Origin of the sequence: Asticcacaulis sp. (genome assembly GCA_024707255.1) — a bacterium.
GTDB lineage: Bacteria > Pseudomonadota > Alphaproteobacteria > Caulobacterales > Caulobacteraceae > Asticcacaulis.
The window spans coordinates 1,607,841-1,633,705 of the sequence record JANQAC010000002.1 but is presented as its reverse complement, the minus strand read 5'-3'; the positions used below and the strand labels follow the sequence as shown (position 1 = coordinate 1,633,705).

The 25,865-nt window shown below is 59.9% G+C and carries 28 protein-coding genes and 2 pseudogenes; 10 read left to right on the top strand and 20 right to left on the bottom strand.

What is annotated here, in order from left to right; all coding sequences use genetic code 11:
- The 4 genes and pseudogenes from NVV72_19135 to NVV72_19120 form a co-directional block, all read right to left on the bottom strand.
- Positions 1-705, bottom strand: coding sequence for a hypothetical protein (locus NVV72_19135; GenBank protein MCR6661323.1), 705 nt, complete (start codon positions 703-705; stop codon positions 1-3).
- A gap of 54 nt (positions 706-759) precedes the next feature.
- Positions 760-1,578 (bottom strand): exodeoxyribonuclease III, encoded by an 819-nt coding sequence (gene xth, locus NVV72_19130; protein MCR6661322.1) that lies wholly within the window; start codon positions 1,576-1,578, stop codon positions 760-762.
- Positions 1,579-1,620: 42 nt separating this feature from the next.
- Positions 1,621-2,010 (bottom strand): hypothetical protein, encoded by a 390-nt coding sequence (locus NVV72_19125; protein ID MCR6661321.1) that lies wholly within the window; start codon positions 2,008-2,010, stop codon positions 1,621-1,623.
- A gap of 53 nt (positions 2,011-2,063) precedes the next feature.
- Positions 2,064-2,392 (bottom strand): annotated as a pseudogene (locus tag NVV72_19120) (iron-sulfur cluster assembly accessory protein).
- Between the two features lie 112 nt (positions 2,393-2,504).
- Here NVV72_19120 and NVV72_19115 point away from each other — a divergent pair.
- Together NVV72_19115 and NVV72_19110 are read left to right on the top strand one after the other, a co-directional pair.
- On the top strand, positions 2,505-3,668 hold the full coding sequence (locus tag NVV72_19115; protein MCR6661320.1) for a deoxyguanosinetriphosphate triphosphohydrolase: 1,164 nt from the start codon (positions 2,505-2,507) through the stop codon (positions 3,666-3,668).
- 156 nt (positions 3,669-3,824) lie between these two features.
- Complete coding sequence (locus NVV72_19110) at positions 3,825-4,049, top strand: hypothetical protein (GenBank protein ID MCR6661319.1); 225 nt, start codon at positions 3,825-3,827, stop codon at positions 4,047-4,049.
- Positions 4,050-4,272: 223 nt separating this feature from the next.
- Here the strand turns inward: NVV72_19110 and NVV72_19105 are convergent, their stop codons facing one another.
- Complete coding sequence (locus NVV72_19105) at positions 4,273-5,172, bottom strand: GGDEF domain-containing protein (GenBank protein ID MCR6661318.1); 900 nt, start codon at positions 5,170-5,172, stop codon at positions 4,273-4,275.
- 238 nt (positions 5,173-5,410) lie between these two features.
- Between NVV72_19105 and purE the strand changes: the two genes are divergently transcribed.
- The 3 genes from purE (at position 5,411) to NVV72_19090 (ending at position 7,378) form a co-directional block, all read left to right on the top strand.
- On the top strand, positions 5,411-5,902 hold the full coding sequence (gene purE / locus NVV72_19100) for a 5-(carboxyamino)imidazole ribonucleotide mutase (GenBank protein ID MCR6661317.1): 492 nt from the start codon (positions 5,411-5,413) through the stop codon (positions 5,900-5,902).
- A 1-nt stretch (position 5,903) separates the two neighbouring features.
- Positions 5,904-6,980 carry a 5-(carboxyamino)imidazole ribonucleotide synthase gene (locus NVV72_19095; protein ID MCR6661316.1) on the top strand — a complete coding sequence of 359 codons (1,077 nt, stop codon included), beginning with the start codon at positions 5,904-5,906 and terminating at the stop codon, positions 6,978-6,980.
- Between the two features lie 95 nt (positions 6,981-7,075).
- Positions 7,076-7,378: a YciI family protein gene (locus NVV72_19090; GenBank protein MCR6661315.1), complete on the top strand. Its 303-nt coding sequence runs from the start codon at positions 7,076-7,078 to the stop codon at positions 7,376-7,378.
- Between the two features lie 57 nt (positions 7,379-7,435).
- Here the strand turns inward: NVV72_19090 and NVV72_19085 are convergent, their stop codons facing one another.
- The 4 genes from NVV72_19085 to NVV72_19070 form a co-directional block, all read right to left on the bottom strand.
- Positions 7,436-8,074, bottom strand: coding sequence for a hypothetical protein (locus NVV72_19085; GenBank protein MCR6661314.1), 639 nt, complete (start codon positions 8,072-8,074; stop codon positions 7,436-7,438).
- Positions 8,071-8,760 (bottom strand): hypothetical protein, encoded by a 690-nt coding sequence (locus NVV72_19080; protein ID MCR6661313.1) that lies wholly within the window; start codon positions 8,758-8,760, stop codon positions 8,071-8,073. The genes NVV72_19085 and NVV72_19080 overlap by 4 nt, the downstream gene beginning before the upstream one ends.
- Before the next feature lie 132 nt (positions 8,761-8,892).
- Positions 8,893-9,234: a hypothetical protein gene (locus tag NVV72_19075; GenBank protein MCR6661312.1), complete on the bottom strand. Its 342-nt coding sequence runs from the start codon at positions 9,232-9,234 to the stop codon at positions 8,893-8,895.
- Positions 9,231-9,899, bottom strand: coding sequence for a COQ9 family protein (locus NVV72_19070; GenBank protein ID MCR6661311.1), 669 nt, complete (start codon positions 9,897-9,899; stop codon positions 9,231-9,233). The genes NVV72_19075 and NVV72_19070 overlap by 4 nt, the downstream gene beginning before the upstream one ends.
- 315 nt (positions 9,900-10,214) lie before the next feature.
- Between NVV72_19070 and rpsU the strand changes: the two genes are divergently transcribed.
- The 3 genes from rpsU to NVV72_19055 all read left to right on the top strand — a co-directional run bounded on the left by rpsU (position 10,215) and on the right by NVV72_19055 (position 11,587).
- On the top strand, positions 10,215-10,451 hold the full coding sequence (gene rpsU / locus NVV72_19065) for a 30S ribosomal protein S21 (protein ID MCR6661310.1): 237 nt from the start codon (positions 10,215-10,217) through the stop codon (positions 10,449-10,451).
- Positions 10,452-10,556: 105 nt separating this feature from the next.
- A complete protein-coding gene (locus NVV72_19060) occupies positions 10,557-10,961 on the top strand; it encodes an acyl-CoA thioesterase (protein MCR6661309.1) in 405 nt (134 codons plus the stop codon).
- A gap of 116 nt (positions 10,962-11,077) precedes the next feature.
- Entirely contained in the window at positions 11,078-11,587 is a 510-nt protein-coding gene (locus NVV72_19055; GenBank protein ID MCR6661308.1) for a hypothetical protein, read from the top strand.
- 19 nt (positions 11,588-11,606) lie between these two features.
- Here NVV72_19055 and NVV72_19050 read toward each other — a convergent pair whose 3' ends face one another.
- The 8 genes and pseudogenes from NVV72_19050 to NVV72_19015 form a co-directional block, all read right to left on the bottom strand.
- Complete coding sequence (locus NVV72_19050) at positions 11,607-12,116, bottom strand: hypothetical protein (GenBank protein MCR6661307.1); 510 nt, start codon at positions 12,114-12,116, stop codon at positions 11,607-11,609.
- A gap of 355 nt (positions 12,117-12,471) precedes the next feature.
- A pseudogene (locus tag NVV72_19045) lies at positions 12,472-13,889 on the bottom strand (NAD(P)(+) transhydrogenase (Re/Si-specific) subunit beta).
- On the bottom strand, positions 13,890-14,216 hold the full coding sequence (locus NVV72_19040; GenBank protein ID MCR6661306.1) for a proton-translocating transhydrogenase family protein: 327 nt from the start codon (positions 14,214-14,216) through the stop codon (positions 13,890-13,892).
- Positions 14,203-14,589 (bottom strand): nuclear transport factor 2 family protein, encoded by a 387-nt coding sequence (locus NVV72_19035; GenBank protein ID MCR6661305.1) that lies wholly within the window; start codon positions 14,587-14,589, stop codon positions 14,203-14,205. Before NVV72_19035 ends, NVV72_19040 begins: the two co-directional genes overlap by 14 nt.
- Positions 14,589-15,725 (bottom strand): Re/Si-specific NAD(P)(+) transhydrogenase subunit alpha, encoded by a 1,137-nt coding sequence (locus NVV72_19030; GenBank protein ID MCR6661304.1) that lies wholly within the window; start codon positions 15,723-15,725, stop codon positions 14,589-14,591. The genes NVV72_19035 and NVV72_19030 overlap by 1 nt, the downstream gene beginning before the upstream one ends.
- Before the next feature lie 158 nt (positions 15,726-15,883).
- Positions 15,884-16,447, bottom strand: coding sequence for a DUF4287 domain-containing protein (locus NVV72_19025; GenBank protein ID MCR6661303.1), 564 nt, complete (start codon positions 16,445-16,447; stop codon positions 15,884-15,886).
- A gap of 14 nt (positions 16,448-16,461) precedes the next feature.
- Entirely contained in the window at positions 16,462-16,707 is a 246-nt protein-coding gene (locus tag NVV72_19020; protein MCR6661302.1) for an aa3-type cytochrome c oxidase subunit IV, read from the bottom strand.
- 179 nt (positions 16,708-16,886) lie between these two features.
- Entirely contained in the window at positions 16,887-18,683 is a 1,797-nt protein-coding gene (locus NVV72_19015; GenBank protein ID MCR6661301.1) for a M3 family oligoendopeptidase, read from the bottom strand.
- Positions 18,684-18,897: 214 nt separating this feature from the next.
- On the opposite strand from NVV72_19015, the gene NVV72_19010 reads away from it, so the two are divergent.
- Entirely contained in the window at positions 18,898-20,349 is a 1,452-nt protein-coding gene (locus NVV72_19010; protein MCR6661300.1) for a sigma-54 dependent transcriptional regulator, read from the top strand.
- On the opposite strand, the gene NVV72_19005 is transcribed toward NVV72_19010, so the two are convergent.
- Positions 20,333-21,724: a glycoside-pentoside-hexuronide (GPH):cation symporter gene (locus NVV72_19005; GenBank protein ID MCR6661299.1), complete on the bottom strand. Its 1,392-nt coding sequence runs from the start codon at positions 21,722-21,724 to the stop codon at positions 20,333-20,335. The two genes, NVV72_19010 and NVV72_19005, sit on opposite strands and share 17 nt — an antisense overlap.
- A 177-nt stretch (positions 21,725-21,901) precedes the next feature.
- Here NVV72_19005 and NVV72_19000 point away from each other — a divergent pair, with 177 nt between their 5' ends.
- Entirely contained in the window at positions 21,902-23,014 is a 1,113-nt protein-coding gene (locus NVV72_19000; GenBank protein MCR6661298.1) for a lactonase family protein, read from the top strand.
- On the opposite strand, the gene NVV72_18995 is transcribed toward NVV72_19000, so the two are convergent.
- Positions 23,011-25,347, bottom strand: coding sequence for a glycosyltransferase 36 (locus tag NVV72_18995; protein MCR6661297.1), 2,337 nt, complete (start codon positions 25,345-25,347; stop codon positions 23,011-23,013). The two genes, NVV72_19000 and NVV72_18995, sit on opposite strands and share 4 nt — an antisense overlap.
- On the bottom strand, positions 25,344-25,790 hold the full coding sequence (locus NVV72_18990) for an MFS transporter (protein MCR6661296.1): 447 nt from the start codon (positions 25,788-25,790) through the stop codon (positions 25,344-25,346). Before NVV72_18990 ends, NVV72_18995 begins: the two co-directional genes overlap by 4 nt.
- Positions 25,791-25,865: the final 75 nt, after the last annotated feature.

Genomic DNA, 25,865 nt, shown 5'->3' with positions numbered 1-25,865 from the left:
CTACCGCTTTTCATCACGATAAGTGTCGTTTGTGTCATCGTCTTCCCCCATATCCGCTTCCGTCTGTTCCCAGGGGGGCAGGTCACTGAAGGATGACCTGGCGTTTACCTGCGGGGCGGGCTTTCGCACGGGCTCGACGGCTTTTTCCGCGTCTTCGGGATAGGGCGAGCGGTCATCGACCGGCATACGCTTGATGACGGCATCGATATGAGACAGCCATTTGCGGCCGATCCGCACGGCCTCGGCGGCGGTCTGGGCGTGGACCGGGTTATGACTGACATCACCGAACAGGTTAACCTCGAATTCCGGAGTCTCCACATCGTTGAACATCAGGCGCAGGGTCACTTTCGACGCCTGGGCGTGGGTTTCGTTCAATACCTTGCGGCTTTCGCCCTTCTGCGCGCGGGCAACCACGCGTTCATCGACGATCAGTTCGGCGCCTTCGATTTCATCGAAAGCGAAGACCAGCCCCTGCGCGCCGGTCTTCCACATGATGGCGAGATCACCAGCAGTGAAGTCCAGCCCCGCCGCCTTCTGGCCGCCGAGATCGTAGACCACGGCGTCGGCGGTCTTTCCAAGGGATGTATTGAGGGCGCGGGCGAGGCGGCGTGACGACTCGAACCACCACATCAGGCCCGACGCGATCAGGGTCAGTCCGATGCCGGCAAACAGAAAATACAACAGAATGCGAGCGGCATGGGCCATCTAGGATCGCGCCAGACTATATGGATAACAAACCCTTATTGTGACGCGGGCGGGTTAAGATTTTGTTGTCAGTTCAACGACAACGGGTACGTGGTCCGAAGGCTTGGCCTCGTCATGCGTGCGGCCGCGTGTATCCTTGTGGATGATCACATCGGCCAGGCGATCGGCTGCCTGCGGGGAGAGCAGGTGATGATCGATGCGGATGCCTTCGTTTTTCGGCCAGGCGCCGGCCTGGTAATCCCAGAAGGTGTAGCGGTTGTCTTCAGGGGAACCTGAAAAAGTGGAATGGGCCTCGAAGGCGTCGGTATAGCCGAGGTTTTTCAGGCCCTGGTAAGCGCGGCGCACGGTTGGCTGATAGAGGGCGTCATCCAGCCATGGGCCTTCCTTCCACAGGTCGGCTTTTGTCGGTATGATATTGAAATCACCGGCTAAAATGGTCATTTCTTCAAGTTTCAGCAGTACTTCGGCATGGGTGTGCAGGCGTTCCAGCCAGCGCAGCTTGTAGGCATATTTATCGGTATGGACCGGGTTGCCGTTGGGCAGGTAGAGGCAGCCGAAACGCACTGGCTCCGGCGCTTCGATCACGGCTTCGATATAGCGCGAATGATCATCCTGATCGTTGTCCGCTTTCGGCAGCCCGCGCCGGATGTCGCTCATCGGAAATTTCGACAGGATGGCCACGCCGTTGTAGGTTTTCTGGCCATGGATGGCGCAATTATAGCCAAGCGATTCAAATGCTTCGATGGGAAACTTCTCGTCGATGCACTTGATTTCCTGCAGACCGCAGACATCGGGCTGCGCCTCGTGGAACCATTCCAGCAAGAGCGGCAGGCGGGCATTGACGGAGTTGACGTTCCAGGTGGCTATTTTCATGCGCTCAGGTGTAGTTCGATGAGCGGATTCGGGCAACCCCAATCAGGTGAAGTCCTGCGGCGCATCCGGCCGCGCCTCGCAGACGTGCCACAGGACACCGGCAGGATCATAAACGAAAGCCACCCGCAGACCCCAGGGCTGCATTTTCGGTGCCTTGAGCGGCTGGACGCCGAAGCGACCGGGAAGATCGAGGCCGTTTATATGCGACCACCAGGCGTCGAGATCCTCGACCATCAACTGCATCATGAAATTGTGCGCCCATTGCTCGACCCAGGCATTTTGCAGGATAAAACCGCCGGCGCCCTCACAGGCGAATATCGCCACCTCGCTGTCGAGCAGTTTTTTAAAACCCAACGCCTCGTAAAACGCCTTGCTTAAGGCAAAATCCTTTGCCGGCATGAAGGGGCGGGCGACGATGGCGTGGAGCGGCATGACCTGTCCTCAATGGTTGAGCGACCGGCAGGATAATCACAGAAGCGGAATTTTCACAGCGAAAAACTGGTGCCGCAGCCGCAGGAAGCCACGGCCAGCGGGTTCAGAATCTTGAACTGCGAGCCGACCAGTTCCTCAACATAATCAATCATTGATCCCGCCATCAGGGGGCGGATATTTCATCCACCAGGGCCGTGGCGCCATTAAATTCAATCCGGCTCTCGTCCGGACTGGCTGTGTCGGTCAGATCGAGTACATACTGGAAGCCCGAACAGCCGCCACCCTCGACAAGGACGCGCAGCATGACGGGGTGCCCGGCATCCCGGCTCAGGGCATTCAGATGTTTCGCGGCGGAGGCAGTGAGGGTGATATTATGGCTCATGGCGGCAATATGGGCCCATTTGCCGGCAAAATCAGCCCCCGCGGTCATATTTCCCAAAGATTTTTTAGGGAAATCAGTATAGCGACAGCGTGAAATTGCTTGCGGAGAGATCATGAAGCCCCTGGCCCCCTTTGCGTCCAAAGTCGAAAAGAGCCTCGGCCGCCTCTATCCCGAGGCGGAAAGCCCGACGCGAACCGCCTTCGCGCGCGACCGTGACCGCATCATTCATTCGACCGCCTTCCGCCGCCTGAAGGGCAAGACCCAAGTGTTCGTCGCCAATGAAGGCGACTATTTCCGTACGCGCCTGACCCACAGCCTGGAGGTGGCGCAGATCGCCCGGTCGCTGGCGCATTCGCTGGGTTTGAACGAGGACCTGGCCGAAACCATTGCCCTGTCGCACGACCTGGGGCACCCGCCGTTCGGCCACGCCGGCGAGGACCAGTTGCACGAATGCATGAAGCCCTGGGGCGGCTTCGATCACAATGTCCAGACCTTCCGCGTCATCACCCGGCTTGAGGTGCGCTATCCGGCGTTCGACGGCCTGAACCTGACCTGGGAGACGCTGGAAGGCATCATCAAGCACAATGGTCCCGTCAGCCATCACATGCAGGAGCCGTCGTGGAAATCCATCGTTGATTTTAATAATCAATGGGATCTGCGCACCGATACCTTCGCCTCGATGGAGGCCCAGTGTGCCGCCCTGGCCGATGATATCGCCTATAACAACCACGATGTAGATGACGGTCTGCGCGCCGAGCTTTTCACCATCGAAGACCTGATGACCGTGCCGCTGATCGGCCCGGCCCTGGCTTCGGTACAAAAAGACTGGCCGTCGATCGACAGCCGTCTCCTGCGCCTGGAAGGTGTGCGGCGGATGATCGGCCTGATGATGGCCGATGTGCTGGCCGAGACCGCGCGCCGCCTGAAAGAAGATGGTGTGGAAACGGGCGAGGATGTCCGCATGGCGCGCCGGCAGATGGTGGCCTTCTCGAAGCCGGTTTATGATGATCTTTCGCGCCTGCGTGGTTTCCTGTTCGAGCGCATGTACAAGCATTACAAGCTCAATCGCACGCGCAGCCACGCCAAGCGGACACTCAAAGAGATGTTCGAGCTGTTCATGACCGAACCCGATACCCTGCCGACGGAGTGGTTCCAGCGGGTGTGTGCCAAGGATACCGAGGCGGCGCGGGCGCGGGTGATCTGCGACTACATCGCCGGCATGACCGACGCCTTCGCCATCGACGAGCAGCGCCGGCTCTTTTCCTTCGATGGCTAACACTCTGCCTTTATGAAATCCGGCAGGTAACCACGCTGCGATTTTGCGGTTTTCGGCTCAGTATGCCCGGGCTGACGCGTGTGTGACCTCCTGCAGGCGTTTCTTTGTTGTGGGTTACCGGGCGCCCGCCTGATGTCTCAACGAAGGAACTTCATCATGCGCAAGACCTTTATTCAATCTGCTTCCGCCGCCGCCCTTATTGCCCTCGCCAGCACGCTTGTGGCCTGTGCGTCAGGCTCTGAAACCAGCACGACCACCAGCACGGTAACCTCTCAGGATGGCGCCGTGGTGGGCGCCTCAACCCAGACGACGACTAGTTCCGTCTCGCCTGACGGCACCGTGACGTCCTCTTCGAGCGCTAGCAGTTCTTCCAGCTATTAAGGCCAAGCGGCCGGATATCTATGTGATGTCCGGTCCCTTTTTAATGGAGCATTTTCATGCGCAGACAACTGGTTGGAATAATTTCCGCAAGTGCCTTTATTGCTTTGCTGGCGGGATGTTCATCGTGGATGGCCGATAAAAGCCCCACACCGCCACCGGTCGACAGTTCCCTGCCGGGCGCCGAAGCCGCATCGTCGTCGGCAGCCTCATCCTCGATGTAAGATCAGCGCGACGATTTCTTGACGAGGAACATGGCGGCGTCCGCTTCGCTTAGCCAGGCTTCGGCCGAGGCTTGGGCGGCATAGGCGCGCACGCCGAAAGACCCGCCGGTCTTGAGATAGAGACCGCCATATTCAAACGTGCCCATCATCAGTTCGGCCTCAAGCCGCATGGCCTTGATGCGTGATGACTTGAGGTCGGCATGGCGCAGCAGGATGGCGAATTCATCGCCGCCGATGCGGCCGACGCTGTCGCCTTCGCGGACGCTGGCATTGAGGGTCTCGGCGACATAGATCAGGGCCGCATCACCGGCCGAGTGGCCATAGGCGTCATTAATGCCCTTGAAGCCATCCATGTCCAGATAGAGCAGGCAGGCGTCTTCGCCATAGCGCCGGCAATCAGCCATGGCGCGATGCACTTCGCGCAGGAAGGCGCGGCGATTGAGCGTTGGGGTCAGGACATCGCTGTCGGCCTGGCCCTGGGCGCTTTGCAGATGCAGGGCCTGCTGCTGAAGCTGTTCACGCAGGGAGGCGTTTTCCTGCATCAGCGAATCGACCAGCGCCCGCGCCGCCGGCGGCCAGTCGGGCTGGGCGACCAGAGAAGAGGGCGAGGCCGGCGGCACCGTTACAGGAGGTGGCGCCGCCATTTCCAGACTTTTCGGGCGGGTTTCGCTGTGCGGCGCGCTCAGGGCATGGGGAGGCCCGGAAACTGAACCGGAAACTGAACCGGCATCAGAGACGGAAAGCGCCGACGCTTCCGAGGCATTGCTTTCAAAATAATGGGCAATCAGGCTCTGCATCGAGGCCGTGGTGGCGCGCGCCGGTGTCTCCGCAGGGCTCTCCGGCATCTGCGGAGGCGTTGCGGGCGGGGCGGCCATCTTCTGGTGATGCGAGTTCAGGCCCATTCTTCCCGAAAGGTTTATGAGGGTGGCGCTGGTCATTTGAGCGTCTTATGAAAGCACGGAAGCCGGTCATGCGCAATGCAAACGGCCATATATTCACACCGCATTTTCCACGGAACGCCAGGCAACAACCGGGCGCAAAAATAACGATTTTGAGGCAAGCGGAAGGGGGTTGCAGTGCGAACGCTTCTGACTATACTCCGCGCCTTTCTCAAAGGCCCCGTTTTTCAAGGACTTTCACATGGCTGACACGCCGCAGGTTGCCATCATCATGGGCTCCCGTTCCGACTGGGGCGTGATGAAGGCCGCCGCTACCGCGCTCGATCAACTGGGCGTCAGCTATATGTCGCGCGTCGTCTCGGCGCACCGGACGCCGCAAAGGCTTTATGAATTCGCCACAGGCGCGAAATCGGCGGGTTACAAGGTGATCATTGCCGGCGCCGGCGGCGCGGCCCACCTGCCGGGTATGACCGCCTCCATGACCACCCTGCCGGTGCTGGGTGTGCCCGTGCCGGTGCGCGATGGCCTGAAAGGGATTGATCTGCTGCTCTCCATCGTCCAGATGCCGGGGGGCGTGCCGGTCGGCACCTTGGCGGTCGGCGAGGCGGGCGCGAAGAATGCCGGCCTTCTGGCGGCGCAGATCCTGGCGCTGAACGATCCGGCTTTGGCTGAGCGCATAGAAGCCCTGCGCCAGGCGCAGACCGACAGCGTTCCGGATACAGTAGAAGATTGATATGCTAAAAGAACCTCTGCCGCTTGGCAGCACGATCGGTATTCTCGGTGACGGCCAACTCGGGCGGATGCTTTCGCAGGCCGCCTCGCGGCTTGGTTTCAAGGTGGTGACCTTTGGCCCGGATGCCGGCTCACCCGCCGCCCAGGTGTCGCTGGCCTCCAAAGTGGCGGCCTATACCGACGAGGCCGTTCTGGCCCGTCTGGCCGAAAGTTGCGATGTCATCACCTTCGAGTTCGAAAATGTTCCCGCCGCCAGTCTTGATTTCCTGACCGGCAGGGGCGCCGTTGTGGCGCCGTCCTCCAAGGCGCTGCGCATCACCCAGGACCGCGTGCTGGAAAAGAGCTTCGCGCGTGAAGCCGGAATCGGCACTGTCGATTTCTATGAAATCAACAGCCTGGAGGAGCTGCAGGACGCGCTAGCCAAATCCGGTTTGCCGGCCCTTCTGAAAACGCGCCGCGAAGGCTATGACGGCAAGGGGCAGGTGTGGATCAAAAGCCTGGAAGAGGCGCCCGCTGCCTATGACAGCCTGAATGGCCGTCCGTCGATCCTTGAATCAAAGGCCAGCTTTACGCGCGAGATTTCGGTGGTGGCGGCACGCGGCTGGAACGGCGAGATCAAGACCTTCCCGATCGGCGAAAACCACCATGTCGGCGGCATCCTCTCGACCACCCTGGCGCCAGCGCAGGTCTCCGATGCCGTGACCGCTGCGGCGCATGAGATTGCCCGCAAGGTGCTGGAGGGACTTGACTATGTCGGCGTCCTGGCGGTGGAACTGTTTGTTCTGCCGGGTGATGAATTGCTGCTCAATGAGATTGCGCCGCGCGTGCATAATTCCGGTCACTGGACCCAGGATGGCTGCCTGTGCGACCAGTTCGAGCAGCATATCCGCGCCGTGGTCGGCTGGCCACTGGGCGATACCACAGCCCGCTGCACGGTTGAAATGACCAATCTGCTGGGGCCGGATATACTCGACTGGCCGACCCTGGCCGCCGAACCGCAGTCACGCCTCTATGTCTATGGCAAGGACGAGCCCCGCCCCGGACGCAAAATGGGACATATCAACCGCATCAAGGCTTAGTCGCGCCAGGCACACTTTTTGCAGTTGCGAATTGACATTTGATCGTCCGGTCCGCCAATCTCTTTGCAAGGCTCTCCCCAGCTAAAGGAATTACCATGTTTATTGTCACCCTGACCTATACGGTCCCCAATGATGAAGTTGACCGCCATCTCGAAGCCCATATGGCGTGGCTCAAGGAAGGCTATGCCAACGGCCTGTTTCTGGCCGCTGGCCGCCGCGTACCGCGCACCGGCGGCATGATCCTGGCGGAGGGCGACCGTGAAGTGGTCGAGGCCATGCTGCGCCGCGATCCGTTTCATACCAACGGCGTCTCGGAATATGTCATTTCCGAGGTCAATATCACCTCGACCGCGCCGGGCCTGGAAGGTCTCAAGGCAAAGGCCGAACTGACCGCCTGAGCCTGACCAGCCGCGATAATCAAGCCCCGCCGGAGACATCTCCGGCGGGGTTTTTCGTTACATCTTCATGCCAGTCATTGGGCCAGTCATTGAGCCAGACATCGGGTGGATCTTGAGCTGCAGGAAGCCGACCGTACCGTTGGGATGATCGCCATAGACCGGTTTCAAGGTATCCGGCACAGTATTGAATTGGCGGACAAGCCCCAGGCCGAGCGTCATGTCGTGTCCCAGGTCGAAGGTACGGATGGCGCCGATCTCGGTCTTAGCCACCCAGTAAGCGCCGTCATGGACCAGTTCGTCATTATAGACGCGCTCATAACGGCCCAATGCCATCCATTTATCGTTGAACCTGAAGGTGTTCTCGAACAGATATCCGTCGGAAGGCTTTTTCCCGCACTCAAGCAGCGGAGCGGTAGTGCAACTGGAATGCCCGTGGTCGATCTCCTTCCGGCCCCAGGCCAGGGTCGAATAAAGCGTTCCGGCCTTGAAGGCGTGAGTGTAATCGAAGCTCACCGATCGCCGTTGCAGGTCTTCATCCGGCGCGAGTTGCTCGGGGCTGACCTGATGGGCCCAGGAGGCTTGCGCTGACAGGCTGTCATTGATCTGCCAGGTGAGGCGAATGGCCGTGGAATCCAGCTTCGGGGTATCGAGGTTGAAGCGGTACTGATCCGGTTCGCGGCCGGTAAACTGCGTCACCTCAAGCTGAAGCGGGCCCTGGCGAGGCCGGCGGTGACCACGCCCATGGTGATGTGGCCGGAATCGAGCCAGTGATGGGTGATCGGCGCGGTCGGGAAGTTTTCACCGGAGGCACGGTGCATGAAGGCGGTCGGACCGAAGCCAAATTCACCCGGCCAGCCGATGAGGACGAAGGCTTTGGTGTCGCCATCGAAGCGGTGCGTCAGTTTGGCGGTAGCCCCCATGAAGAGGTCGTGCGGGTGCTGGGCATCGACCAGATGATGCACGCCATCGGCGGTTTCGCCGGTTTGCAGCAGCAAGGGATAGCCGCCTTTGCCCATGAAGGCATCGGGCGACAGCATCAGATTGAGATCAAGGTCATTGCGGTCGTCGAGTTTGCGGGACGCCATGATCATGACCATGCCTTCGGCGAAGTTTTTCGATTCGCCGCGCGGGCCTTCCTGATTGTCGGACACAAAGTTCAGCACGGCATGTGACATGACCTGCCAGCCGGAGCCCGAACCGGACATGTTCATATGGTCCATATGCGACATATCCATGCCAGACATATCCATGCCAGACATATCCATGCCGGACATGTCATGGTCCATGGTTTGGGGCGAGGTGGCGGGGGGCTTCTGATCCTGTGTGTGGTCTGCCCCATGATCAGGCTCGGCGGTTTGTGCCGGCATATCCATGGTGGACATGTTCATTTTAGTTGTATTTTGGGCGTAAGCTGACGCGGCGGACAACGCAAAAAGCACCGCCAGGGCGGTTGTCGACTTTAGATAAGACATAAGCTGTCTCCTGAAAATATTTGATGGGAAAGGGTTATTCCATCAAACGATTTTCGGCGGACGCGGCTCCAGACGGGCAGGCAGGTTGGCGAGCGGCCGGGCAATAGCGGGTGTCAACCGGGCCGGTTCACAGGGGCGCGAGAGAAGCGCAACCGGTTCGGCATCCGCGGCGAGCACAGGCTGGCTGCAACAGGGCATGACGGTTTGCGGCGCCGCAGGCGTATCCGGCTTATGACGCGGTGCCGGCTTGCCGGTCATTTCCATATGATCCATATGGCACGACATGTCGCTGGGCATGTCTTTGGCCGTTGCCGGCGGTGCGATGGTTGCCGTCAGAGAGAACAGCAGCCAGACACAGGCGAGCAGGGCGCGCAAGGCTGTCATGTGACGCTTGCCGGCTGGCCGAAACGCAGGCGCCCGAGCGTTTTGGCCAGGTTCAGGACCAGGTCTTCCGGCTTGACCGGCAGCTTTGCCTTGAACTTTTCAAACTGCATGACCTGCTCGATATTGCGGTCGATCTGTTCGATTTGGGCTTCCCGGCCGCGCGACAGGCGGGTCATCATGGCGGTGGTGATAATGCCGGAAACGATCATGCGTTTGGAGTAGTGGTTTTCGTCCAGCGCCGTGTCGCCGGCCAGGCGCCAGATAATATCGGCGGTCTGCCATAGCAGGCGATGATAGAGCGCGGCATGAAGGGGCAGGGCGAAATAGCCCATCAGGCGTCGGGCCAGTTTTTCGTCCTTCGCGGCCTCGTCAAGACGCAGATTGAGCAGATATCCAATCTTTTCACGAATTTTCATGCCGGCCAGCGATTCGGCCATTTCCGGGTGAAGCAAAACCTCATCATGATCGCGCCAAAGGATGGCGGCGATATCGGCGGCGCCGTGCGGGGCGATCAGGTCGCGCTCGCCTTCGCTGATGCCTAAGCTGCGCGCCCCGGCTTCCACGCTCTGGCGGTTCAGGCCGAGTTCGGGCACAAAGGCGGCCACGGCCTTTGCCAGACGGGATCTGGCGGCCTTGAGACCGGAAAGAGGCGCGGATAGGGTCATGTTGTTACAATAGGCGTTGCCGGGCTTCCCGCCAAGGGGGGAAGTCGGTCATGACGGCAACAAAATGTCGCATCTGCGAAGGTCGCAAAGGTCGCAGTTCCTCAGGAAATCGGCAAAAAAGCGATCAAAAACCCCTTTTGAAGCGGGCTTTGTCTGGACAAGGCAGTTCGCCTCATGTATGGGCAAGGCCGATCTTCCTGCACGCCTCTGGTTTGCGGGCGTAAGTTTCTTTTTCACAATTGGCCGAGGGGCCGCTGCCGGAATATCTGGCGCATGTCCTCACTGGCCCTCGAACCCTGAATGGAGAGATACCTTTTGGTACAGATTTTCGTCCGTGACAACAATGTCGACCAGGCCCTGAAGGCCCTGAAGAAGAAGATGCAGCGCGAAGGTTCCTTCCGCGAAATGAAGCGTCACGTACATTACGAAAAGCCCTCCGAAAAGCGCGCCCGCCAGCAGGCAGAAGCCGTTCGCCGCGCCCGCAAGCTGGCCCGCAAGCGCCTGCAACGTGAAGGCGGTGCCCCCGCCACGCCGCGTCCGGTCCGCGCCTAGTTTATTTGTCCGTTTAGAGCTTTGAACGGACAGGCATAATGTTTTAAAGCGCTGAAGGCCCGGCTTTCAGCGCTTTTTGCTGCCTGTGCCGCAGGAGATATTTTCATGGCCAACAGCCCCCACGATCATTCCGAACAGCCCGACCCGGCAGACCTCGGCATACTGACCACCGCCATGCCGGCCGATACCAATCCGTCGGGTGATATCTTCGGCGGCTGGCTGATGTCGCAGATGGACCTCGCGGCCGGCAATATCGCCGCGCGCCTGTCAAAGGGGCGTGTTGCCACGATCGCGGTCGATGGCATGGTTTTTCTGACGCCAGTGCAGGTGGGGGACGAGGTCACGGTCTATGCCAAGGTCATATCGGTTGGCCGGACCTCGATGAAGATGAAGGTTGACGCCTATCGCCGGCCACGCGAGGGCGAGGACAAGGTGCGCGTGACCGAAGCGATTTTCACCTTCGTGGCCATTGATGACAACGGGAAGCCGCGTCCGGTGGCCGGCGGCTGAAGTCTCTAAACCGGCATTTGTCAGGCCCGTCCGGATTGTGTTAATAATAAGGCATTGACCGGATGGCCTGATCGGGACATCAATGTGTCTTGTAACAGGGATGAGGGGTATCCATTATGGCCAAATCGTCGTTCACCGGTCGCTTTCAGGACTGGATCAGCGAGTGGGATGATGGCAAGACGCGCCAGACGCTTGTCGTCGTCCTGGTCGTGCTGTCTGGCCTGCTTCTGGGTATGCTGGTCTATACGATCGCCAAATATGTGCTCGATCAGCTCTTTCCGTTTCCGCCGGGCATCTACATGGTCGATGCCGAGCAGAAGGCCGAACTGATGAAAACGGTGGCCGGACAGGTCTTTATCATTATCCCGATGACCTGGGCTGTGGGTGCGCTGGTCGGCGGTTATTTCGCCACCCTGCTTGGCAAGGTCGGGCAGTTTCCTGCCTGGCTGACGGGAATACTGCTGACGGCCTATTTCTGGATCGACCTCTTGCACCTGCCGAACACGACGACCCTGTTCATCCTGTGCCCGATTATCGTAGGGATATGCGCTTTTGCCAGTGGCTGGCTGGGGATGTATATGACGGCGCAGAAGGCGGTTAAATCCTCACAGCAGGCCGAGATTTAACACGCTCCGGCGATCAATCTTACTTTGGCGGATTGTCGTAATGCGCCAGGATGACCGCATTGCTGAAAGTCAGGCGGGTGGCGCCGTTCATCTGCCCCGGCACGAAATAGGGCGTGCCAGCCGGATATTCGCCGGCTGAGGTCGTCCTTGGCAGGGCCTTCTTCTGGCCGCCCGCGAATTCCGCCTCACCATTGCCACCGCCGACAAAATAGACACGATCGAGCTTGGGCAGCATCAGGGCCAGGGCACCGGCGATCTTGCCCATGGCCGAATTGGCCTGTCTGACGCCGGTGGCGAGTCCGGCGGCATCATAGGTTTTTCCATTCGGCTGGGGTGAGAAGACGTGCAGCTTCATGGCATAGCTGCCGCTGGCGGGACCGCTGATCCTTATTTTGGCGCCGCCATTCAACTGGTCGCGGGTCGGCAAAGGCGTGATGCGGCCATCAGGGCCGACGTGCAGCGGCTGGCTCTGGCCGTTATGCATCATGATGATTTTTACCGCAGCGGGATCGGCGTGTTTGATGCGCACGGCATAATAGACATTGATCTGGCTGCGATCGGCCGCCGGCAGGTTGAGGAAACCTTTGAGGCCCGGAAAGGCATCCGAGGCGGAGGCTTCCTGCGTCGTGATTCCATTGGTCGTGGTCTGCGCCAGAACAGGCGAGGCCAGGGGCGCTCAGGAGGCCAAGGGCCAGCAATGCGGCAGAAGATTTCGACACGGATTTCATCAGCTTCAACATAATCACCATCACTACAGTTTTGTTATGAACCTATCATAACGGACGGCATTGTAAAAAATTAAGGCTGAACCGTATCTGAATGGAAACGCCTCTCTGCCGGATGACGAAGAGGCGCTGGTCATTCAGGGAGCGAGGGGGCTCTTCTTAAAGCCCCTTCACTATCCCTTCGACCATCTTCTTGGCGTCGCCAAAGAGCATCATGGTATTGTCCTTGAAGAACAGCTCGTTTTCGACGCCGGCATAGCCCGCCGACATGCCGCGCTTGATGAAGAGGATCGTGCGCGCCTTCTCCACTTCCAGAATCGGCATTCCGAAGATGGCCGAGGAGGGATCAGTCTTGGCCGCCGGATTGGTGACGTCATTGGCGCCGATGACGAAGGCCACATCAGCGGTCGCAAACTCGCTGTTAATGTCCTCCAGTTCAAACACCTCATCATAAGGCACATTGGCTTCGGCCAGCAGGACGTTCATGTGGCCCGGCATCCGTCCGGCGACCGGGTGGATGGCGTATTTCACTTCCACGCCTTCTTCCTTCAGCTTGTCGGCCATTTCGCGCAAGGCGTGCTGGGCCTGGGCCACCGCCATACCGTAGCCGGGGACGATGATGACCTTGGAAGCGTTCTTCATGATGAAGGCGGCATCGTCGGCCGAACCCTGTTTGACCGGGCGTGTTTCGACCGCTCCGCCGCCGGCCGCCGCGGTATCCCCGCCGAAGCCGCCCATGATGACGCTGAAGAAGTTGCGGTTCATGCCCTTGCACATGATGTAGCTAAGGATGGCGCCGGAGGAGCCGACCAGGGCGCCGGTGATGATCAGGGCGATGTTTTCCAGCGTGAAGCCAAGCGCTGCCGCGGCCCAACCCGAATAGGAGTTGAGCATGGAGACGACCACCGGCATGTCGGCGCCCCCGATGGGGATGATCAGGGTGATGCCGAGCACGAGAGCCGGATGAAAATGCCCCAGAAGGCCCAGGTGGCTAGGCCGTGGGTGACAATCAGGGTCACGATCAGCACTACGACAGCAACGCCGAACGCAATATTGATCAGATGGCGGGCCGGCAGGATGATCGGGGCGCCGGACATGTTGCCGTTGAGCTTGGCAAACGCGATGACCGAACCGGTGAAGGTGATGGCGCCGATGGCCACGCCAAGCGACAGTTCGATCAATGATTGCGCCTTGATGCCGCCGGCGCCGTCATCGATGCCGAAGGCCTGCGGGGCGTAGAGTGCGCCGATGGCGACCATGCAGGCGGCCATGCCGACGAGCGAGTGGAAGGCTGCCACGAGCTGCGGCATGGACGTCATGGAGACCTTCTGCGCGATGGTCATGCCGACAATGCCGCCGACGGCGATGCCGCACAGGATGATGACGATGGTGACCGGATCCAGGTCGCCCTTGCCAAGCAGCGACAGCAGGGTGACGCCGATGGCGATAGCCATGCCGACCATTCCGTAGAGATTGCCTTTACGGCTGGTTTCCGGAGACGAAAGACCGCGCAGGGCAAGGATGAACAGGACGCCCGAAACAAGATAGGCGAGGGCGGAAATATTGGCGAAATCCATTTACTTGCCCTCCACTTTCTTTCTTTTTTTCTTGTACATGGCCAGCATCCGGCGCGTGACCATGAAGCCGCCGAAGATATTGACCGCGGCCAGGGCAGAGGCGATGCCGCCGGCACCTTTCGACACCCAGACGCCGATACCGGCGCCATCGGCATGAGCGGCGGCGGCGATCAGGGCGCCGACGATGATGACCGAGGAAATGGCGTTGGTGACCGCCATCAGCGGTGTATGCAGGGCGGGTGTCACGCTCCAGACAACGTAGTAGCCGACAAAAATGGCCAGCACGAAGATGGCCAGGCGGAAGATGGTGGGATCAACGGCTTCCATAGTTTTTCCTCTTGATCGGGGCGGTCGAAAACGCCGCATTTGCCAGGCGGATCAACCCCTGGTCATCATATTCAAAGGTCTCGGTGACGATATGGCTCGACTGGTTGCGATAGACGAGGGTATGTCCGCTTACGCCGATGCAATTGGCGACCGGTTCAAATTTAAGGTTCGGTATGCGCGGCAACATATTGGAAACATAAGCATAAAAAGCCTGAATATCGGTCAGGGCGCCGTCTTCGGACAGGCCGAGCTTGCGAATGAAAGGCGAGGTGAAGACCAGATCATCGGCATAGAGATCGCAGATATTTTGGGCGTCGCGCGAATTCCACGCCTCATACCAGTCAGCGGCCTGCTGTTCATAATCTATGGCCATCAGGCGCCCTTCAGATTGGGGTGGACGATGGCGCCGCCGGACGTAACCAGAGCGGCCTTGAGGATTTCGTCTTCGCCGTCTGGCGCGAGATTGCCGTCCTTGTCGATCAGCAGGCCGACAAAGGCTTGCAGGTTCTTGGCATAGAGCGCCGAGGCATCGGCGGCAATGCTGGCGACGATGTTGGAGAAACCGATGATCCTGACGCCATTCACATCCACCACCTTGTCGGCGACGCAGCCCTCGACATTGCCGCCCTGAGGCGCGGCAAGATCGATCAGCACGGAGCCTGGCTTCATACTGGCCACCATCTCCTTGGTCACCAGAATCGGCGCCTGCCGGCCGGGAATCAGCGCCGTGGTGATGACGATGTCCTGCTTGGCGATGTGCGAGGCGGTCAGCGCCGCTTGTTTGGCCTTGTATTCCGCCGACATTTCCTTGGCATAGCCGCCGGCGGTCTGAGCGTTTTTGAACTCTTCGTCTTCGACGGCCGGGAACTTGGCGCCCAGGGATTCCACCTGTTCCTTGGTAGCGGGCCGGACATCCGTGGCGGTGACCACCGCGCCCAGACGGCGAGCCGTGGCGATGGCCTGCAAACCGGCGACCCCGACGCCCATGATGAAGGCTTTTGCAGGCGCCACCGTGCCGGCGGCGGTCATCATCATCGGGAACGCCTTGCCATAGGCATTGGCGGCTTCGATGACGGCGCGATAGCCGGCGAGATTAGCCTGGGACGACAACACGTCCATAACCTGTGCGCGCGTGATGCGCGGCACAAATTCCATGGCATAGGCGGAGGTGCCCTTGGCGGCCAGGGCGTTCAGCGTTTCGGTTTCGCGGTAGGGATCGAGCGTAGCGACGACGATGGCGCCGGCTTTCAATGCGGCGATCTCGTCCTTGGCCGGGCCGCGCACCTTGAGCACAATATCGGCCACCTTGAGCGCATCCTTTGCCGTCTTGACGATCGTGGCGCCGGCCGCCGTATAGGCGTCGTCAGTGATCGAGGCGCCGAGACCCGCCCCAGACTGGACATTGACGGTCAGGCCGGCAGCGGTCCATTTTTTCACCGTATCCGGCGTGGCGGCGACGCGGGTTTCCCCGGCGGTTTGTTCTGTGGTGACGGCAAGGGTTAGGCCCACTGTGTTTCCCTCTGAACGACTGCGTAATTGTATAGGTTGCGACCTGAAATCGTAACTTCGTTACTCTGTTTGTTAGGGTCAAACGACCGTCGAGTCAAAGCCTCGTTACGCGATTTCTGATCGTGCTAATCGTTACCTACACTAAATTGCCACCGGTGTCATGAATTCTTGTGCGCGCGCTTCACAAGCGGCATTAGGCGGGAAATGGCGGTAGTCGATGTCACGATAAGGCTTGACTGCAAACGTTCGGACCACTTTTCCCGGTGTGCCGGCACTAGGCGCGAATCGCTCTCCACCGGCAGGGCCAGGCCGATGCGGACCCCGCCTTTTACGGGCTTCAGGGCGGCGAACTGGTAATCGCGGCTGAAGGCGCTGTAGCCTTTCCTCTGCGTCGGCACGACATCCGGCAAATGTGCGATCAGCGATTCGAAAGCGGTCAGCAGGGCGAGGGAAGCCGGCGTTTTCCAAAGGGCGGTGCGCAGGGCTTCGGGATTGGTCCAGCCGGCGTCGGGGGGCAGGAATTCATTGAGGATCTGACGGATGCGCGTCTGGCTCAGGCCGTGGTGGGCTTTAAGCCAGAGTGCGCGGCCCTGTCTTGTTGCTTCGGGGCATTCGTCGCGGACGAGATCTATCCACGATGCCAGAGACTTTCCCGTGTCGCGTTCAAGGCTGGCGGTAAGGGCCTCAAAGTAAGCTTCCTGCTTGGGTGTCAGGTTGATCATGACACCCTCGCATCCTAATGGGCCGCGTCAGGTTTCTTTTTCAGCATGAACCAGCCAAGAGCAGCCACAACGATAGCGGCGATCAGAGCGGTCAGCCAGCCCATCTGGGTGCAGGTGAGAATGACGAGGAAAACCAGCACGACAGCGAGGTGCAGGCTGACCCACTTGGTCAGGCTGGCGAATAGTTCATAAGAGTGCTGTTGCTGATGGACATCCATATGGCCGTGTACGTAATCGGAATCGTCGTGATGGTCGGCCATGCTCATATCCTTTAACGGGCAGGTGATGTGTCCCTGCAAACAGTGTTTCCTGTATCGGTCTTACAAAAGCCCGCCCGTTTGGTCAATGGGGCGAAATGACGCTTAAACCAGGGCTTCGAAAGCTTCGATCAGCCCTTCCAGGCAATTTTCATTTTTGTCTGGAAGGTCTTGTCATCCATTTACACTAATGCCTCGAAAGCTTCGATCAAGCCTTCCAGACGGGCGCAGCCCATTTTCCAGAAGCTTTTCTCGCGCGGGTTCATGCCGAAGGGCGCCAGGGCCTCGACATAGGTTTTCGTGCCGCCGCCAGCCAGCAATTCGCGGTAAAGCGGCGTGAAGGCGGCGGGGTTCTCGCGGCGCTTTTCCATCAGAGCCGAGACCAGCAGGTCGCCAAAGGCATAGGCATAAACATAAAAGGGCGAATGGACGAAGTGGCTGACATAGGCCCAGTATACCTCATAGCCGTCATTCAGCCTGATGGCCGGCCCCGGGGATTCGCCCATGACTTCCAACCACAGGGCGTTGATCTGGTCGAGCGCGACTTCACCCTCCAAACGGGCGGCGTGGAATTTCTCTTCAAAGCGGTGGAAGGCGATCTGGCGGATGACCGAGTTGAGACCGTCCTCGATCTTGCCGGCCAGAAGTGCCTTCTTTTCTTCCAGCGAGGCCGTGGCGACCAGATGCTCGAACACCAGTCCCTCGGCGAAGATGGAGGCCGTCTCGGCCAGGGTCAGGGGCGTGTCGGCCAATATGGAGCCGAGCGGCTGGCACAGGGTCTGGTGGACGGCGTGGCCCAGTTCGTGTGCGGGGGTCAGGACTTCACGGCGGTCGCCGGTGAAGTTCAGCATGACGTAGGGATGGCGGTTGGCGGTCACCGGATGAGCGTAGGCCCCGGAGGATTTTCCGGGGCGCGGGGCGGCGTCGATCCACGGTTGATCGAAGAAACGCTCGGCGCGTTCGGCGAATTCCGGACCCATCTGGGCGAAGCTGTCTAGCACAATCTTTTTCGCTTCGGCCCAGGTGTAGAGTTTTTGCACATCCTGGGTGAGGGGCGCATTGCGGTCCCAGTAGTCGAGCTGTTTTTTGCCAAGCACCTTAGCCTTAATCTTATAATAGCGGTGCGACAGGTTGACATAGGATTCCGATACGGCCTCTGCCATGGCGTCAACCGCGTCCTTGTCTACCTCATTAGCCAGGTGGCGCGAGGCGGCCGGATCTTCGTACTTGCGCCAACGGTCTTCAACCTGCTTTTCAAAGGCCAGGGTATTGAGCGCCAGCGCCAGCACAGGCGCGTTTTCTTTCAGAGCCACGCTTAAGGCTTGCGCCGCGGCCTTGCGCACAGGGGCTTGTGGGGCCGACAGGCGCGTGAGGGCTTCATTGAGCGTGAGGCTTTCTTTTCCGACCTTGGCCCGCAGGCGAGTCAGGGTTTCATCGAACAGGCGCGTCCACTGCCCCACCGCCGGCATCCGCTCCAGCATCAGGCGTTCGAGATCGGGCGTCAGTTCGTGTGGGCGGCTGGCGCGTATACGACGCAGCCACGGCCGCCAGCGCTGGGCCTTGGGGGTCGCTTTCAGCGCGTTCTCGATTTCCCAGTCTTCGAGCTGATTAAGTTCCAGCGACAGGAACAGACTGTCCGCCGAGATCATCGCGGCCTGGGTGCCGAGATCGGACTGCATCTTGGCGATGCGGGCATTCTCGCGGTCAATGGTGGAGGCCAGCGTCGCATAGGCCAGGGCGCCGCCCATGTCGTCCATCGCCTTCTCATACAGGCCGGCAGCCTGATCGATCAGCAGGCCGAGGCGTTCCGGATTGGCACGCGCCGAAACGAACTGCCCCTGAAGCTTCGCCAGTTCCCTGACGCTTTTCTCCCCTCGCGCGAAATCTTCAGCGATTTTAGGATCTTCCGGTCCTGAATAAAGGTCAGACAGATCCCAGATTGGGAGGGTATCAGCGGCGAGGGGGGCATGTGTGTTCATGGGATGGGACATAGCGATAAAGCCAGGAAAAATCGAGGGGGCTCGCGCAATTTCTAAGAAGCGCCATGCAGGGAAGAGAACAGGGCGGTGCGAAAACGGGACATTAACTATAGGTCTACACCTGATTTTCACCTGGGAGGGGTAGGTTTGTCCCAAAATAAGCCGTGTCCGGAAATGCCGGCACAGCCCAATCAGAACGATGGTGGATATTGATATGGCGAAAACGATCCTGATCTGTGACGATGATCCGACGCAGCGCCGCCTGATACAGGCGGTCCTGGAGCGCGAAGGATTCTCGGTGCTTCATGCGGAAAACGGCGCGCAAGCCTATGAGCGCCTGTCGCAGAATTCCGGTATCGACGCGGTTATTCTCGATCTGGTCATGCCCGGCCAGTCCGGCATCGATACCCTCAAGGAAATCCGCGCCGCCGGCATCCGCACGCCGGTGGTTGTGCTGACCGCTTCCGGCGGCATCGATACCGTGGTCAAGGCCATGCAGGCCGGGGCCCAGGACTTTTTCATCAAACCGGCCTCTCCCGAACGCATTCTGGTCAGCGTGCGCAATGCGCTGCAAATGGGCGATATGGTCGCCGAGGTGGCGCGCCTGAAAAAGCATACGGCCAACCGTATTTCCTTTGATGACCTGATCGGCACGTCCGGTCCGATGGCGCTGGTGCGTCGCCTGGGCGAACGCGCCGCTAAATCGTCCATTCCCGTGCTGATCCTTGGTGAAAGCGGCGTCGGCAAGGAACTGATCGCCCGCGCCATCCAGGGCTCAAGTGAGCGTGCCGGCAAGCCGTTCGTGGCGGTTAACTGCGGCGCCTTGCCGGAAAACCTGGTTGAATCCATCCTGTTCGGCCACGAAAAGGGTTCTTTCACGGGCGCTTCGGACAAGCATCTCGGCAAGTTCCAGGAAGCCAATGGCGGCACCCTGTTCCTCGATGAGGTCGGCGAATTGCCACTCGACATGCAGGTCAAGCTGCTGCGTGCCCTGCAGGAAGGCGAGATCGATCCGGTCGGCTCCAAGCGGCCGGTCAAGGTCGATGTCCGCATCATTTCGGCGACCAACCGCAACCTGGCCGACCAGGTCAAGGCAGGTGCCTTCCGCGAGGATTTGTTCTATCGTCTCAATGTCTTCCCGATCGAAGCGCCCTCTTTACGTGAACGTCGTGACGATATTCCGGCACTGATCGATCACTTCATCCGCCGCTTTAACGTGGAAGAAGGCAAGCGCATCAGCGGCGTATCCGCTGAGGCCATGCAGCTTTTGTGCGCCTATGACTGGCCGGGCAATGTCCGCCAGCTTGAAAATACCGTCTATCGCGCCATTGTCCTGGCTGACAGTCCGCATCTGCAGGCCTTCGACTTCCCGGCGATCAGCGGCCAGGTGGCGCCCATGCCCGTCATGGAGCCAATGACGCTCTCCACGGTCGTACATATGCCCGATGACCAGGACGCGCTGCATGATGCGCCGGTACGCATCCTTGATGAGGCCGGTCACCTGCGCAAGCTGGAAGATATCGAACGCGACCTGATCGAGCACGCCATCGGCGTCTATGCCGGCCATATGTCGGAAGTGGCGCGTCGTCTGGGCATCGGCCGTTCGACGCTTTACCGCAAGGTGCGTGACTGCGGGCTCGAAGGCCTGGTCAAGGAAGCTGGCTAGATTCTGACCGGCCAAGGCCGCCCAGCAATTGCGCCTGAAGCTTGACGACCTTTTCCGGCGTCAGGTCATACAGGGCGATAATGCCGATGCCGACCAGGGCCAGAATGGCGGGGGCCAGCCCCATGAGCAGGCGAATATTGTCCAGTATAAGTGGCGAGACTGGCAGGTTGGCGGCATAGCCCGCCAGTGCCCAGCCGATAAAGGCGGCGGCGCCCGCCGCCCCGACCTTTTTCGAGAACATGATCATCGAATAGGTCATGGCCGTGGCGCGGTGCCCGGTTTTCCAGGCATTGAAATCAGCCGTATCGGCATACATGGCGAAGGTCAGGGTGCCGATGAAGCCAAAGGCGGCGCCGCTGACCGCCTGCAGGGCAAACATCAGGAGAATCTGGTGCGGTCCGCAGAGATAGAGGCCCAGCCCCGACAGGGCAATAAGACCCAGCATAAGGGCGATCGATGCCTGGCGTGATATCAGGCGGGTCACGAAGGCCACGCCGACGGAACCCGCAGCCAGACCCAGGGTAAAGGTCATCAGGAAGCTGACGACCAGGTCGGGACGGCCGGCATAGGTTTTCATGAAATAGGGCGATATCGACGTGCGCAGCATGGAAGCGGCCATCACCACGCCGGCCAGGCCGAACAGGATTACCCACGGACGGTTCCTGAACAGTTCGGCGGCATCAAGCAGCGGGTTGGCATTGGGAGGCGCGTTGGAGGCAAAGCGTTCGTGCGTTTGCAGGAACAGGTTGACCAGGATGGCGACGGCAATGACGCCATAGATGGTCATGACGAATTGCCAACCGAGTGCCGCATTGCCGCGGCCGGCCCAATCGATGAACCTTGGCGTGATCCAGGTAATGAAGACAGCGCTGAGGAAGGCCGCACCGAAGCGCGAACTCATGATCAGTTCGCGCTGGGCGGAATCGGGCGTGATCACGCCGGACAGGGCGTTATAGGCGGTATTGGCCGCCGTATAGATCAGGTTCATCAGGATCAGGCCGACATAGGCGCCAATCAGGCGCGCTTCCGCGGGCGCATTGGTGATGGAAAAGAACATGATGGCGGAAGCTGCCAGGGGCAGACAGAGCCACAGGAACCAGGGGCGATAGCGGCCATAGGTCGTTCGGGTGCGATCGGCGATGGCGCCGAATACCGGATCAGCAAAGGCGCTGACCAGGCGCATGGCGATCAGAAGAGTGGAAATGCTGACAAGGGTCAGGCCCACCACATCGCTGAGATAGATCATCAGGAAAGCGGACATCGGTGCCCAGTACAGGTTGAAACCGGCATCGCCCAGGCTGTAGCTGGCGATCTCTCTGATCCGTATCGGTTCGTAGGCGTGCAGGGCCGCCTTGTCGCTGGAAATGGGTGGCATGGATACTCAGGGCCCAGGGGCGTACTTAATGCCGGTCATTGTTACGCCTATCCCTTAATGAAGTGGAAAGACGGGAATGTGTTTTCGCGCATCAGGCGAGTTGTGCGGGCGCGAAAAGGGCTGGCGTAAAGCGGAGAGTCTCGACTAGGGTGCATATACATAATTCAGGAGGACGACATGACCCGCACATCCTTTACACCTGATCGCAGGATGTTCCTGGGCGGTACGACGGCGACCCTGTTCATGCCGGCCCTGGCCCATGCAGAGGAGGCGGATTTGAACCTGTTTGTCGGCACCTATAGCTCAGATAGCGCGAAAGGCATCTATCCGCTGACTTATAAAGCCGCGACCGATAGCTGGACATTGGGAAGCGCCATTCCGGCTATCGAAAATGTCTCGTTCGGGGCTTACAGCCCGGCCTCGAAACACTATTACTTGCTGAATGAAAAGGATGACGGCCGCATCGGTGTCTATGATCAATCATGGATGCAAAGCTATGAGGTCTCCAGCCAGGGCGCCGCCCCCTGTTATGCGGCGGTCGATCCGACGGGCAGGTATCTGGCCGTGGCTAATTACTCTTCAGGCAATATTGTCGTTTTCAAAATCGGTGCGGGAGGCGTTTTGGAACAGCCGCCCGTCAATCGCCAGAACACCGGCACTGGCCCGAACAAGGACCGTCAGGAAGGGCCGCACGCCCACTGGGTTCAGTTCCATGGCGACCACATTTACAGCGTCGATCTCGGCACTGACCAGATCCTCGGCTACAGGTTTGACGCGGCCAGCGGCAAGGTCGGGGAGGCGTTCGAGGCATTCCATGCGCCGGGCGGTGCCGGGCCGCGCCATCTGGCTTTCCATCCGGATGGTGTCCACGCCTTTCTGGTGACGGAGCTGAGCAGCGTGGTTATTGCTCTGAAAAAGGCGGCGAACGGCCGGTTTGAAGCCATCCAGACCATCCGCCCGCTGCCGGAGAGTTTCACGGGCGAGAGTTTTTGTGCCCATATCACACTGAATGCCGCCGCTGACCGGCTTTATGTCTCCAATCGCGGCCATAACAGCATCGCTGTTTTCGATGTGGCCGCAGACGGACGCCTGACCCTGCGCCAGATATCACCGACGCTCGGCAACTGGCCGCGGTTCTTTGCGCTTTACGAAGCACAAGAGCGTCTGGTGGTGGCGCACCAGAAGAGCAATGATCTTGTCGTGTTCGCGGTCAATGACGATGGCACTCTGACGCCGAAAAACCAGAAGATCGACGTATCGATCCCGGTCTTTATCGGCGCGGTGGCCTAAACGCTGACCTGTACATGATAGGTTTTCCCGGCGACGATATCGGTAAGGGTGTCGCCGGGGATGGCCTGTCCATCCACCGTTAGGCCGGGCGTGCCGCGTGTGATCCTGATCTCGAATGTCGCGCCCCGGAAGTGCCGGGTTACGCGCGCCGATGGCCAGGTCTCCGGCAGTTGCGGCCGGATACACAGGCCCTCGCGGCTGCCTTTCAGACCGAACAGACCTTCGATGACGCTGCGATAAAGCCACGATGCTGTGCCGGTATTGAACAGGTGCGATGAGCGGCCGGAGGCTTCCGGATGCTGGCGGTGCGCGCCGCGGTAATAGTTGGGCACGAAAACAGGCAACTGCCCGCGTCGCAGGTAATCTTCATCGTTCGGACCGGTCAGCATTTTACGTAACAGTTCAAAGGCTTTTGCCGGTTCATTCACCTGATACAATGAATAGATATAGAAGATGGCGGCGTGGTTATAGACCGAGCCGTTTTCGGCCACGCCGGGGAATTTCTGCGTCAGTCGCCCGACATCCTCGCGCATGTGCGTATAGGCCGGCGCGATCATTTCGACGCCATAGGGCGTCTCCATCTGGTCGGCGATGGCGGTCACCATGCGCTGCTGCTTGCCGGCATCAGCCGCGCCGCTCATCAGGGCGAAGCTCTGCGGATTGAGATAGATGCGGCCCTCGACATCGGCCTTGATGCCGAATTTCACATCGTCATCGGTAATGCCGCGCCCGTACCAGTCGCCATCCCACAGGTGCGTATTCATGGCCTCATTGAAAGCCTTCGCGGCCCAGGCAAAGGCGCTGCCATCCCGGCTATCGCGCGCCAGGATCTGCGACCACAGGCGAAGCGAATGCGCCGTGGCCAAGGACAGCCAACCGGAAACCCCTTTGCCTTTCCAGCCGACCATGTTCATCGGGTCGTTCCAGTCACCCTGATCGATGAAGTTGAGGCCGCGATGATCGACCGCCTGGATCAACCATTGATTGGCGGCGGAAATCCGGTCGCGTACCGTGCGGGCCTCGCCGGTTTCCTTATCGGTCACCAATTCGTCGAGCACGGCGTAGTCGTCGGTCTCGTCGAGATAGGCTTCCATCAGCAGGGCCAGCCAGACGCTGTGGTCGGTATGCGGCACCGTATTGATGTATTTCAGTTCGGCGCCGTCATACATGCGGATGCCATCGGGCATGGAGCCATTGGCGTGCTGTTGTGAAAGCGCCTTGAGCAGGGTTTTCCGGGCGGTTTCGGGCTTGACGTACACGCTGCCGATGGCGTCCTGCAGGAAGTTGCGTGTCTGCGGATCGGTACTCAGCCGGTTGGTGTCGCCATGATAATAGACCTGGCGCGGCAGCCAGGTGTTGACGAAGGCATCCAGATGCGGATCGGGCGTATCAATATTGATCGCCTTCGCGCCGGCCGACATATAGGCGGCATAGGCGTCGCGGGCCTTCGCAAATCCGGTTTCGGAGAGATAGAGCGACTTCAGGCGGGCGATTTCGGCCTCATCGAAAGCCGGAGCGAACAGAAAGCGGTGGCTGACGCTTTCGTCTTTCGCCAGATCGTGGTCGAACTGCATCGCCGCGATCGGATTTTCATACAGCGCCACGCCATCCGCCATCTGCGCGGCCGTGACGGCATCGGGTTTATGTAGTCCGCCTTCGCCTTCAAAGCGCGCCTGGCGGGTCTCGAAGGCCAGGGGCGCCCGTTCACTCAGCAGGATAACCTTATCCTTTAGTGCTTTGTTTTTGAAGTAATCTTCAATCTTCTGGTAAGGCGTTACGCAGTCGGCGATTATGCCGCCAAGCGCCGGATCATAGGTCGCCGACTGATTCATCCAGCTCATTAGGCCAAGCGGGAAGGCGGGGTAGAAGCTGATCTTGCGGTCACGCTTGCCGCTGTTGGTCAGGCGCACTTCCCAAAGCTCGCAGGCGTCATCGACCGGCAGGGTGAGGGTGATCTCCACGCGCAGACCGGGGCGATCGACCGTCCAGCGGATATCGGTTGGTGTCACCTCGAAGGCGAATGCCTCGACCGGGGCGCGCACCGGCTCATAGGGCGCAGAAAACAGGCTGCCGGTTTCGCGGTCCTTGACGTAAAAAAAGCGGCCGGGATGATGGGCATAGGTGCCCTGTTCCGGCAGCATGAAGTGCTTCGCCTCCATGATCTGCGCGCGGGCGTATTTCGATGGCTCCGGCTGCATGAACTGCGCTGTGGCATAGCCGCGCGCCGTCATGTGGATCATCATGTGCGGGTTCCACAGGAAGCCGGCGGCGAGCGGCAGGGCGGTAGGGCTGGTTAGAATGCAATGTTCGGCGGAGAAGTCTATTAGGCTCACGATTGGGCTTTCCGTTCGGCAAGAGCGGCCTGGATCTCGGCCAGGCGTTTATCGGTCAGGTTATAGAAGCACATGATGATGGCAGCCAGCAGGGCCAGGGCGCCGGGCACTACGCTGATCAGCAGGACAATGCCGGTCTGGGAGGCGCCGGTCTGCGCCTGGTTGGCGACATAGCCCAGGCTGGCCAGGACGCTGGCGATGACAAATGAGGCCAGGGCGCCGCCCAGCTTCTGCGAGAAGGTGGCGGCGGCGAAGGTCATGGCGGTGGCGCGGCGGCCGGTCTTGTATTCATTATAGTCGGCGCAATCGGCATACATCGAAAAGGTTAGGGGCGATTTCGGCCCCAGGCACAGGCCGATGGCAATTTGCAGAGCATACATCAGGCCGATCTGGTCTTTGGGGATGAATACGAAAACTGAGGACAGGACGCCCACCAGCACCATCAGAATGATCAGCAGCCGGCGCTTGTCGATCAGGCGGGTGAGCAGGGGGGGTGATCAGCGAGCCGGCGGCCAGGG

Coding starts and splice junctions, on each gene's coding strand:
- NVV72_19135 (MCR6661323.1), bottom strand. CDS start 705: ATGGCCCATGCCGCTCGCATTCTGTTGTATTTTCTGTTTGCCGGCATC.
- NVV72_19080 (MCR6661313.1), bottom strand. CDS start 8,760: ATGTCCACCATGGATATGCCGGCACAAACCGCCGAGCCTGATCATGGG.
- NVV72_19115 (MCR6661320.1), top strand. CDS start 2,505: ATGAAGCCCCTGGCCCCCTTTGCGTCCAAAGTCGAAAAGAGCCTCGGC.
- NVV72_19015 (MCR6661301.1), bottom strand. CDS start 18,683: ATGAACACACATGCCCCCCTCGCCGCTGATACCCTCCCAATCTGGGAT.
- xth (MCR6661322.1), bottom strand. CDS start 1,578: ATGAAAATAGCCACCTGGAACGTCAACTCCGTCAATGCCCGCCTGCCG.
- NVV72_19090 (MCR6661315.1), top strand. CDS start 7,076: ATGTTTATTGTCACCCTGACCTATACGGTCCCCAATGATGAAGTTGAC.
- NVV72_19105 (MCR6661318.1), bottom strand. CDS start 5,172: ATGGGCCTGAACTCGCATCACCAGAAGATGGCCGCCCCGCCCGCAACG.
- NVV72_19025 (MCR6661303.1), bottom strand. CDS start 16,447: ATGATCAACCTGACACCCAAGCAGGAAGCTTACTTTGAGGCCCTTACC.
- NVV72_19000 (MCR6661298.1), top strand. CDS start 21,902: ATGACCCGCACATCCTTTACACCTGATCGCAGGATGTTCCTGGGCGGT.
- NVV72_19060 (MCR6661309.1), top strand. CDS start 10,557: ATGGCCAACAGCCCCCACGATCATTCCGAACAGCCCGACCCGGCAGAC.
- NVV72_19020 (MCR6661302.1), bottom strand. CDS start 16,707: ATGGCCGACCATCACGACGATTCCGATTACGTACACGGCCATATGGAT.
- NVV72_19095 (MCR6661316.1), top strand. CDS start 5,904: ATGCTAAAAGAACCTCTGCCGCTTGGCAGCACGATCGGTATTCTCGGT.
- NVV72_19055 (MCR6661308.1), top strand. CDS start 11,078: ATGGCCAAATCGTCGTTCACCGGTCGCTTTCAGGACTGGATCAGCGAG.
- NVV72_19110 (MCR6661319.1), top strand. CDS start 3,825: ATGCGCAAGACCTTTATTCAATCTGCTTCCGCCGCCGCCCTTATTGCC.
- NVV72_19035 (MCR6661305.1), bottom strand. CDS start 14,589: ATGGCCATAGATTATGAACAGCAGGCCGCTGACTGGTATGAGGCGTGG.
- NVV72_19005 (MCR6661299.1), bottom strand. CDS start 21,724: ATGCCACCCATTTCCAGCGACAAGGCGGCCCTGCACGCCTACGAACCG.
- NVV72_18990 (MCR6661296.1), bottom strand. CDS start 25,790: ATGGTGCTGGTGGGCGTCCTGTCCTCAGTTTTCGTATTCATCCCCAAA.
- NVV72_19125 (MCR6661321.1), bottom strand. CDS start 2,010: ATGCCGCTCCACGCCATCGTCGCCCGCCCCTTCATGCCGGCAAAGGAT.
- NVV72_19070 (MCR6661311.1), bottom strand. CDS start 9,899: ATGACCCTATCCGCGCCTCTTTCCGGTCTCAAGGCCGCCAGATCCCGT.
- NVV72_19040 (MCR6661306.1), bottom strand. CDS start 14,216: ATGGAAGCCGTTGATCCCACCATCTTCCGCCTGGCCATCTTCGTGCTG.
- NVV72_19075 (MCR6661312.1), bottom strand. CDS start 9,234: ATGACAGCCTTGCGCGCCCTGCTCGCCTGTGTCTGGCTGCTGTTCTCT.
- purE (MCR6661317.1), top strand. CDS start 5,411: ATGGCTGACACGCCGCAGGTTGCCATCATCATGGGCTCCCGTTCCGAC.
- NVV72_19010 (MCR6661300.1), top strand. CDS start 18,898: ATGGCGAAAACGATCCTGATCTGTGACGATGATCCGACGCAGCGCCGC.